At 74.9% G+C, this 9013-nt stretch carries 10 protein-coding genes; 3 read left to right on the top strand and 7 right to left on the bottom strand.

The genetic code is table 11. The features are described from left to right. The coding region (locus EEJ42_RS37800; RefSeq protein ID WP_148082171.1) for a glycerate kinase at positions 1 to 777 on the bottom strand (777 nt) is incomplete at its 3' end. Positions 778 to 933: 156 nt separating this feature from the next. Between EEJ42_RS37800 and EEJ42_RS37795 the strand changes: the two genes are divergently transcribed. Continuing rightward, positions 934 to 2004: an ADP-ribosylglycohydrolase family protein gene (locus EEJ42_RS37795; RefSeq protein WP_123106699.1), complete on the top strand. Its 1071-nt coding sequence runs from the start codon at positions 934 to 936 to the stop codon at positions 2002 to 2004. Here EEJ42_RS37795 and EEJ42_RS37790 read toward each other — a convergent pair. Beyond that, on the bottom strand, positions 1958 to 2860 hold the full coding sequence (locus tag EEJ42_RS37790; protein ID WP_123106701.1) for a helix-turn-helix transcriptional regulator: 903 nt from the start codon (positions 2858 to 2860) through the stop codon (positions 1958 to 1960). The genes EEJ42_RS37795 and EEJ42_RS37790 overlap by 47 nt on opposite strands. 104 nt (positions 2861 to 2964) lie before the next feature. Between EEJ42_RS37790 and EEJ42_RS37785 the strand changes: the two genes are divergently transcribed. Continuing rightward, positions 2965 to 3906 (top strand): SDR family NAD(P)-dependent oxidoreductase, encoded by a 942-nt coding sequence (locus tag EEJ42_RS37785; protein ID WP_123106700.1) that lies wholly within the window; start codon positions 2965 to 2967, stop codon positions 3904 to 3906. A 23-nt stretch (positions 3907 to 3929) separates the two neighbouring features. On the opposite strand, the gene EEJ42_RS37780 is transcribed toward EEJ42_RS37785, so the two are convergent. Both EEJ42_RS37780 and EEJ42_RS37775 read right to left on the bottom strand, forming a co-directional pair. Continuing rightward, a complete protein-coding gene (locus EEJ42_RS37780) occupies positions 3930 to 4658 on the bottom strand; it encodes a hypothetical protein (RefSeq protein ID WP_123106698.1) in 729 nt (242 codons plus the stop codon). Between the two features lie 87 nt (positions 4659 to 4745). Further along, a complete protein-coding gene (locus tag EEJ42_RS37775) occupies positions 4746 to 5453 on the bottom strand; it encodes a hypothetical protein (protein ID WP_123106697.1) in 708 nt (235 codons plus the stop codon). A 107-nt stretch (positions 5454 to 5560) separates the two neighbouring features. Here EEJ42_RS37775 and EEJ42_RS37770 point away from each other — a divergent pair, with 107 nt between their 5' ends. Next, complete coding sequence (locus EEJ42_RS37770; RefSeq protein WP_123106696.1) at positions 5561 to 6307, top strand: SIR2 family NAD-dependent protein deacylase; 747 nt, start codon at positions 5561 to 5563, stop codon at positions 6305 to 6307. A 15-nt stretch (positions 6308 to 6322) separates the two neighbouring features. On the opposite strand, the gene EEJ42_RS37765 is transcribed toward EEJ42_RS37770, so the two are convergent. From EEJ42_RS37765 to EEJ42_RS37755, 3 genes are all read right to left on the bottom strand, one after another. Next, complete coding sequence (locus EEJ42_RS37765) at positions 6323 to 6619, bottom strand: SigE family RNA polymerase sigma factor (protein ID WP_425473022.1); 297 nt, start codon at positions 6617 to 6619, stop codon at positions 6323 to 6325. 66 nt (positions 6620 to 6685) lie between these two features. Beyond that, on the bottom strand, positions 6686 to 7189 hold the full coding sequence (locus EEJ42_RS37760; protein WP_123106695.1) for a methylated-DNA--[protein]-cysteine S-methyltransferase: 504 nt from the start codon (positions 7187 to 7189) through the stop codon (positions 6686 to 6688). A 41-nt stretch (positions 7190 to 7230) separates the two neighbouring features. Next, positions 7231 to 8703 carry an AlkA N-terminal domain-containing protein gene (locus EEJ42_RS37755; RefSeq protein WP_123106694.1) on the bottom strand — a complete coding sequence of 491 codons (1473 nt, stop codon included), beginning with the start codon at positions 8701 to 8703 and terminating at the stop codon, positions 7231 to 7233. Positions 8704 to 9013 lie beyond the last annotated feature (310 nt).

The raw sequence follows: 9013 nt of genomic DNA, 5'->3' as shown, positions 1-9013 counted from the left end.
GGCGCCGAAGCCGATGCCGCCCGCGGCGCCCGCGCCCGGCGCGGCCGCGTACTCGGCGGCCCGGGGCCCGACGGCCCGCTCCAGGACGCGGACGTACGTGGCGAGGGCGGCGTCCAGGGCCGCCACATCGGCCTCGCTCGCGCCCTTCTGCGGGCCGTACACCGCCGCCGCGCCCTTCGGCCCGGTCAGCGGGTTGTCGACGTCGCTGGCGAGCACGACCTCCGTCGCCGCGAGCCGCGGGTCCAACCCGGACAGGTCCGCCGTGGCGAGTTCGCCCAGCGGGCCGCCGCCCGGGGCGACGGGCGTGCCGTCGCCGCGCAGGAAGCGCGCGCCGAGCGCGCTCAGCATTCCGGCGCCGCCGTCGGTCGTGGCGCTGCCGCCGACGCCGAAGACGATCGTGCGGGCGCCCGCGTCGAGCGCCGCCCGCAGCAGCTCGCCGCTGCCGTACGTGGTGGCGGTGAGCGGCGCGAAGACCCCGTCCGGGAGGTGCCGCAGCCCGGACGCCTCGGCCATCTCCACCACGGCCGTCCCGTCGCGCAGCGCGTACGCCGCCGTGACCGGCGTGCCCAGCGGCCCGGTCACCCGCGCCTCGCGCCGTTCGAACCCGGCCGCGACCGCCGCGTCGACCGTGCCGTCCCCGCCGTCGGCGACCGGCAGCGCGTCGATGCGGAGCAGATCGGCCGCGCCGGACCAGCCGCGCCGCAGCCCCGCCGTCACCCGTTCGGCGACCTCGACGGCCGTGAGCGAGCCCTTGAACTTGTCGGCGGCGATCAGCACCCGCGTCGGGGGCGTGGCCTGCCCCTGCGCCCACGTCTTCACTTCTGCCGTCACCCTGGTACCCCTTGCTTTTCGCTCAGGCGGTCGAAGCCGCCCCGACCTTATCCGCTGGGGCGGCCACCCGGTACACCCACATCATCCGGGTACACCTGACACATGGGCCACAGCGGCAGCGAACGCGCGGACCAGATCCTCGGCGGCTGGCTCGGCCGCGTCGCCGGGAACATGCTCGGCAAGCCCATCGAGCGCGGCGACGTCTGGACCCGCGACCGCATCGACCGCTATCTGCGCCGCGCCGACGCCCTCCCGCTCACCGACTACCTGCCCGCCCTGGAGCCGCCACCGGACCCGGTGGAGTTCGAGCTGCGCCCCGAGTGGCAGGAGTGCGTGCGCGGCCGGATCCACGGCAGCGCGCGGGACGACGACATCGACTACACCGTCCTCGGCCTGCACCTCCTGGAGACCCACGGCTTCGGCTTCACCACCGAGCAGGTGGGCGAGATGTGGCTGCTGCGGCTGCCGTACCTCCAGACGTTCACCGCCGAGCGGGCCGCGTACCGCAACCTGGCGGCGGGGGTGCGGCCCCCGCTCACCGCGACCGTCGACAACCCCTACCAGGAGTGGATCGGCGCCCTGATCCGCGCCGACATCCACGGCTGGGTCAACCCCGGCGATCCGCCCCGCGCCGCCGCCATGGCCCGCCGCGACGCCGTGCTGTCCCATACCGGCAACGGGGTGTACGGGGCGATGTGGGCGGCCGCGCTGATCGCCGCCGCGTTCACGGCCGACGGCCCGCGCACGGCGGTCGAGGCCGCCCTCGACCGCATTCCGCCGCGCTGCCGCCTGGCCCGTACGGTCCGCCGCGCCGCGTCCCTGTACGACGCGGGCGTGACCTGGCAGGACGCGCTGGAGCAGCTGGAGCGCGAGACGAGCGGCCTGCCCTGGATCCACACCGTGCCGAACGCCGCCGTCCTCACCGCCGGGCTCCTCTACGGCGCGGGCGACTTCACCGCCACGATCACCCTGACCGTGCGCGGCGGCCTGGACACCGACTCCAACGGCGCCACCGCGGGCTCCGTCGCGGGCGTCCTGTGCGGCGCGGCCGCCATCCCGCCGCAGTGGACCGAGCCGCTGGAGGACCGGATCCGCAGCGCCGTCTTCGGCTTCGACGCCGCCCGCATCAGCGACCTCGCGGCCCGCACCCACCGTCTGGCGGTACGGGACTAGGTGTGCGGTCCGGGGAGGTCGGGGGCGCGGCGAGGGAGGCCAGGAGGCCGAGGCGTTCGGCGGTGGGGCTGCCCGGCTCGGCGTGGTAGATGACCAGGATCTGGCGGTCGGTGTCGGGGAGCGGCAGCTTCTCGTGCCGCAGTTCCAGCGCGCCGACCTGCGGGTTCATGATCGTGCCGAGGCCGCTGCGCTTGGGGCGGACATCGTGCCGGGCCCAGAGCTGCCGGAAGCGTTCGCTGCGTACGGACAGCTCGCCGACGAGTTCGATCAGCGCGGGGTCGTCGACATCGGGACCGACGAGCGCGCGCAGGGTGGCGACCGAGCTTTCGGTGCTGGCCTCCCAGCGGCCGTGGGGAGCGCCGGAGGCGGGGTCGAGGAAGAGGGCGCGGAGCATGTTGGTGCCCGGGGTGAAGAGCGGGGAGAGCGCCTGGGCGAGCGGATTGGCGGCGAGGACGTCCAGGAGGCGCCCCTGCACGAAGGCGGGCGTGTGCGGCCAGGTCGTGATGAGCTGCCGGATGCCCTCCGGAACGCGTTCGGGACGGCGGGAGGGCGCGCGGCGGCGGGGACGGACCGGCACGGCGAGCCGGTGCAGATGGGCGGTGGCGTCGTCGTCCAGCCGGAGGGCGCGGGCCAGGGCGTCGACGACCTGGGCGGAGGGGTGCCGGTCGCGCCCCTGTTCCAGGCGCAGGTAGTAGTCGGCGCTGATCCCGGCCAGCAGCGCCAGCTCCTCCCGGCGCAACCCCGGGACGCGGCGCCGCCCGGCCGCGGGCAGCCCCACGTCCTCCGGGCGGATCAGCTCACGTCGGGCCCTCAGATACGCGCCGAGCGGGGTGTCCGCCCGATGGTCGCTCACCATGCGGTCCACCGTACGGTCGCCGGGCAGCGGTGAGCCTGGTCCTGTCACTCCCAGGACAGGTGGGGCTCTGGGTACCGGGCGGGGCCGGGAGCACCGTGGCGGGCATGACACTCCTCACGACACCTTTCGGGCCCCGGTCGACCGCCGCCGAGGTCGCCGCCGACACCGACCTGTCCGGGAAGCGGGCCATCGTCACCGGGGCGTCCTCCGGGATCGGCGCGGAGACCGCCCGGGTCCTGGCGGCCGCCGGAGCCGAGGTCACCCTCGCGGTCCGCGACCTGACCGCCGGCGCCGCGGTGGCCGCCCGTATCACCGAGGCCACGGGTACCAAGGAGGTGCGCGTGGCCCGCCTCGAACTGGCCGACCCGTCGTCGGTCGCCGCCTTCGTCGCCGACTGGGACGGCCCGCTCCATGTGCTGGTCGACAACGCGGGCGTCATGGCCCTGCCGGAACTGCGGCTCACGCCCGACGGCCGGGAGACCCAGTTCGCCGTCAACCACCTGGGGCACTTCGCCCTCACGGTGGGCCTGCGACGGGCCCTGGCGGCGGCCGACGGCGCCCGGGTCGTCTCGGTCAGCTCCTCCGGCCACCTGCTCTCGCCGGTCGTCTTCGACGACCTCCACTTCGCCTTCCGGCCCTACGACCCCTGGCTGGCGTACGGCCAGTCCAAGACCGCCAACATCCTCTTCGCCGTCGGCGCCGCCGCCAGGTGGGCCGACGACGGCATCGCCGTCAACGCCATCGCCCCGGGTTCCGTCCCGACCAACCTGACCCGCCACACGGGCAGGCCCGCGGGCGTCACCCTGGAGGAGGGGCTGCGCAAGACGGTGGAGCAGGGCGCGGCCACCACCGTCCTCCTGGCCGTGTCACCCCTGCTGGAGGGCGTCAGCGGACGCTACTTCGCGGACTGCGCCGAGGCACTGCCGGTCACCCGGCGGCCGTCGATGACACCGGTCACCGCCGAGTTCATGAACGGTGTCGCCCCCTACGCCCTCGACCGCACGGCCGCCGACCGACTGTGGGAGGAGTCCCTCATCGCTCTGTGAACCGGTGCGCGAGCCGACGAGGGTCAACGGCAGCCCGGCGATTCCCGTCGTCTCCCCGTCGTGTCCCAGTCGGCCCCCAGCCAGCCGCCGTGGCTGCGCAGGAGGGCGACGAGGGCGGCGACGACGCGGTCGTCCCACCAGTCCGCGCGTGCCTCCAGTTCGAAGCTGCTCGAGGGGCCGCGGCGGTAGTCGAGGACCACGCGCCGGCCCGCGCGCCACTTGGTGCGGCGCGGGGCCTGGACGGCCTCGTCAGACATACCGCTCTGGACGGCGCCGGCGACGACGATGACGGCCTGGAGGGGCAGGGTCAGCCACCACACGAGCCACCAGAGGAGCCGGCCCTTCACACCGGCAGCTCGCCGCGCCCCGGTCTGCTGGACGGTCCAGCGGGTGCGCAGTCCGCGCTTCATGGCCGGGTGGCGGGTGATGACGGCCAGGAGCTCACCGGCGGCGCCCAGCACCTCGTACGTGGCCCGACCGCCCTTCCGCGCCGAGGTGGTGGCCACCGTCGCGAACACGCGCTCGCGACGGGAATCGGCCCAGAGGATGAAGGCGCGGGTGCCGTCCTTGCGGGCGGCAAGGTACTCGTCCAAGCCGCCGCCGGACGGGTCCTGCCACTCGGGGAAGGCCAGCGGCGTCGCGGTGCGGTCGCGCGCGGTGCGCTCGCCGGATATCCGTATCGTGTGGGCCACGCACCCGTCCGGCCCGCCCTCGTCCGGGGTCGACCCGCCCAGCCATAGGAACTTCCTCATCCGTGTCCTCCCCGTCCGCGGCGATGATCTTGTGCCCGGCCGGACCCTACTGTTCCGGATAAGGGCGCTCGCCATGGCCCGCACCCGTCAGTCGTTCGCCAGATCCCACGCGTTGCCCAGCCAGCTGTCGTGGGAGCCGAGGAGGGCGACGAGGGCGGCGGTGACGCGGTCGTCCCACCAGTCCGCGAGGACCTCCAGCTCGAAGGCGCTGCCGGCGCCGCTCTGGAAGTCGAGCACCACCCGGCCGTCGGTGCGCCACTTGGTGCGGCGCGGGGTGCGGGCGATGTCGCCGCCGCCGATGATGCTGCCGATCGCGATGGCCAGTTGGACGGGCGAGATCAGCCACCACACGAACCACCAGAAGGCCCGCCCCTTCAGCCCGACCGCGGTCGGCGCACCCGCCTGCTGGACGGTCCAACGGGTGCGGATCCGGCCGCCCTTCATGGCCGGATCGCGGGTGATGAGGGCGAGGGGCTCATGGGCGGCGCCCAGCACCTCGTACGTGGCCGGACCGCCCTTGACCGCCGACTTGGTGACCACGTGCGCGAACACCTGCCGACGATGCGGGTCGGCCCAGAGGGTGAAGGCGCGGGTGCCGTCCTTGCGGGCGGTGCGGTAGGCCTTCGGGTCGCCGCCGGGCGGGTCGCGGCGCTCGGGGAAGGCGAGGGGATGGACGGCGCGGTCGGGCTGGGGGGCTGTGTCGGAGATCCGTATCTGCCGGGTGACGCGCCCGTCCTGCGGTGGTTGTTCCCCCTTGCTCAGAGTGGGTTCGCTCAGCCATAGGAACCGGCCCATCTTGCACTCTCCCCGTCACGCCGTGTTCGACCTGGTGCCGGAGCGGACTCTATCGGTCCGGAACAACGCGCTCGCCGCCGACCACACGCCGTGCGTAGGCTCGCCGCATGAGCAGCGAGACGACGCGGCGGCCCCTCGTCGCGATCCTCAGCGGGGCGGGCATCTCGACGGATTCCGGCATCCCCGACTACCGCGGCCCGCAGGGGCTGTGGCGGCGCGATCCCGAGGCCGAGAAGCTCGTGACGTACGACTACTACATGACCGACCCGGACATCCGGCGCCGCTCCTGGCAGATGCGCCGGGAGAGCAAGGCGCTGCACGCCCGGCCGAACGGCGCGCACGAGGCCGTGGCGCGGCTGGAGCGGTCGGGGGTCCCGGTGCGCGTGATCACGCAGAACGTGGACGGGCTGCACCAGATGGCCGGGATGCCCGAGCGCAAGGTGCTCGAACTGCACGGCACCGCGCGCGTCGTGCAGTGCACCCACTGCGAGGAGCGCTCCGGGATGGACGAGGCGCTGGAGCGGGTCGCGGCGGGCGAGGCGGACCCGGCGTGCCGGGAGTGCGGCGGGATCCTGAAGTCGGCGACGGTGATGTTCGGGCAGGGTCTGGACCCGGAGGTGCTGACCGAGGCGGTCGCGGTGGCGCGGGCGTGCCAGGTCTTCATCGCGGTCGGCACCAGCCTCCAGGTGCAGCCCGCGGCGTCGCTCGCCGGGATGGCGGCCGAGAGCGGCGCCCGGCTGATCATCGTCAACGCCGAGCCGACGCCGTACGACGAACTCGCGGACGAGGTCGTCCGCGAGCCCATCGGTACGGCGCTGCCCGCGCTGCTGGAGCGGATCGCCGAGCGGAGCTGACCCCCGCGGTCGGCCTCAGCGACGGGTGATCACAGTTGCCGACGCCCAGGCCGCACGCCGCGGCGGGGTCCAGCGCAGCACCAGCACGGCCCGCTGACGGGTGGTCCGCCGGGTCAGCGCCCGCCGCACCAGGATCCGCAGCTCGGGGCTCTCCAGCCGCTTCCAGCGCCCGGCCGTCTTCGCCAGGGCGGTCTGGAGCAGGTCCTCGGCGGCGTGGGTGTCGCCGCCGCTGAGCAGGGTGGCGGAGCGCATCAGCGCGGGCGAGCGGGCCGCGACGAACGCGCGGAAGCTCCGCTCTTCGTCGTCATCCATGGTTCCCCGTGATCGGTTGTCCGTCGGTGGTCGGTCACCTCCTTGGACGTGTGCGGGGCCGCGCCGCTATGCCATGTCGAGGGAAAAAGCGCGCGCCTCGAAGTCCAGCAGCCGCCGCTTGCGGTCCAGGCCGCCGCCGTAGCCGGTGAGGCTGCCCGAGGAGCCGACGACGCGATGGCAGGGGACGATGATGCCGACCGGGTTCTTGCCGTTGGCCAGGCCCACGGCGCGGGAGGCGGTGGGCTGCCCGATGCGGTCGGCGAGTTGGCCGTACGTCCGGGTCTCGCCGTACGGGATGCGGCGCAGCTCGTCCCAGACGCGACGCTGGAAGGGCGTGCCGTCGAGGTGGAGCGGCAGGTCGAACTCCGTCAGCTCGCCCGCGAAGTAGGCGGCGAGCTGGCGGATGGCGGCGGCGAAGGGGGCGTCGTCGGGATCGCCGGGGGCACCGAAGGTCTCCTCGGGCGGGCGGTGGCGCTGTTCGGTCATGTAGAGGCCGGACAGTGCGGCGCCGGTGGCCACCAGGGTGAGCGGGCCGTACGGGCTGTCGACGGTGGTGTGGGTGCGGGTCACAGGTGGATTCTCCTGGTTCGGGCGGGCCTGGCGCAGGCGGTTCAGGAAGGCAGGCGGTTGATGGCGTGGCCGCCGTCGGTGGCCCACAGGTACTGGACGGCGTACGCGCGCCAGGGCCGCCAGCGCGCGGAGTGCCGGGTGAGGGCGCCGGGCGTGGCGGGCAGCCCCAGGTCGGCGGCGGCCTTGCGGACGCCGAGGTCGGTGGCGAGGAACGCGTCCGGGTCGCCGAGGCCGCGCATCGCGATGACCTCGACGGTCCAGGGCCCGAGCCCGGGCAGGGCGCCGAGTCCCGCCCGGGCCGCGTCCCAGTCGCTGCCGACGCCGAGCGCGACCCGCCCCTCGGCGAGCGCGTCGACCAGCCCGGTGAGCGTGGCGCGGCGGGTGCGCGGCATGGCCAGCGCCTCGGGGTCCAGTCCGGCGAGGGCCCCGGCGGTCGGGAAGAGGTGGGTGAGCCCGCCGCCCGGGTCGGCGACCGGGTCGCCGTGCGCGGTCACCAGCCGGGCCGCGAGGGTGCGGGCCGCGGCCGTGGACACCTGCTGTCCGAGGACCGCCCGCACCGCGAACTCCTCCGCGTCCGCCGACCGCGGCACCCGCCGCCCCGGCGCCTTGTCGACCAGCGGCTGGAGCTGGTGGTCGGTGCGCAGCAGGTCGTCCACGGCGGCCGGGTCGGCGTCCAGGTCGAGCAGCCGCCGGCAGCGGCTGATCGCCCCGGACAGGTCCCGCAGGTCGGCGAGGGACAGCTGGCAGGCGATGTGGTCGGGGCGCGGGGCGAGGTCGACGACCCCTGGCCCGTACGGCAGTCGCAGGGTGCGCCGGTACGCCCCGTCGCGCCACTCCTCCACCCCGGGTACGGCGGTGGCGGCGAGGTGGCCGAAGAGGTTGTCCGGGCACAGCGGCGCCCGGAACGGCAGCCGCAGCGTCAGCGCCCCCGGCACGGCGGGCCGCGGCCCGCGCTCGGCGCGCTGCCGCAGCTCGGTCGGGGAGAGGGCGAACACCTCCCGTACGGTCTCGTTGAACGCCCGGATGCTGGCGAACCCGGCCGCGAACGCGATGTCCGCCATCGGCAGCCCGCTGGTCTCGATCAGCAGCCGCGCGGTCTGCGCCCGCTGCGCCCGGGCCAGCGCGAGCGGCCCGGCGCCCAGCTCGGCCAGCAGCTGCCGTTCGATCTGCCGGGTGCTGTAGCCGAGCCGGGCGGCCAGTCCCGGCACCCCCTCCCGGTCGACCACCCCGTCGGCGATCAGACGCATGGCGCGGGCGACGAGGTCGGCCCGCTCGTTCCACTGCGGCGATCCGGGGCTGGCGTCGGGGCGGCACCGCTTGCAGGCCCGGAACCCGGCCTGCTGGGCGGCCGCGGCGCTCGGGTAGAACCGCATGTTCTCGGGCTTGGGACCGACGACCGGACAGCTCGGACGGCAGTAGATGCGGGTGGTGACGACGGCGATGAAGAACCATCCGTCGAAGCGGGCGTCCTTGGCCCGTGCGGCCCTGAGGCACCGGTCGGTATCGGTGTACATGGCTCCAGCATCGGCCACCGCGGGCCGCCGGGCTCGCGGGAATCCGACATCGACGTCGGCGGGCGGCCGCCGCTGGGCAACCGGCGTCCCCATCCGGGGATTTTGCGACGAATCAGCAGACCGGAGCCCTGATGATCGGCATGATGAAGAGGTGACGGAACACCGAGAGATACCCCTGGCAGACGGCACGTCCGTACGGCTGGAACTCGCCCCCGTCGGGGACGCCTCGCTCGCGGGCGCCTACGGCGGCGCGGAGGGCGTGGGCGGCGTGGGCGGCGTGACCCCGGTCGGGCGCGGGACGCGGGCCGCG

This window comes from Streptomyces botrytidirepellens (assembly GCF_003721215.1).
GTDB classification, from domain to species: Bacteria; Actinomycetota; Actinomycetes; order Streptomycetales; family Streptomycetaceae; genus Streptomyces; species Streptomyces himastatinicus.
This window is presented reverse-complemented; position numbering and strand designations above follow the sequence as displayed.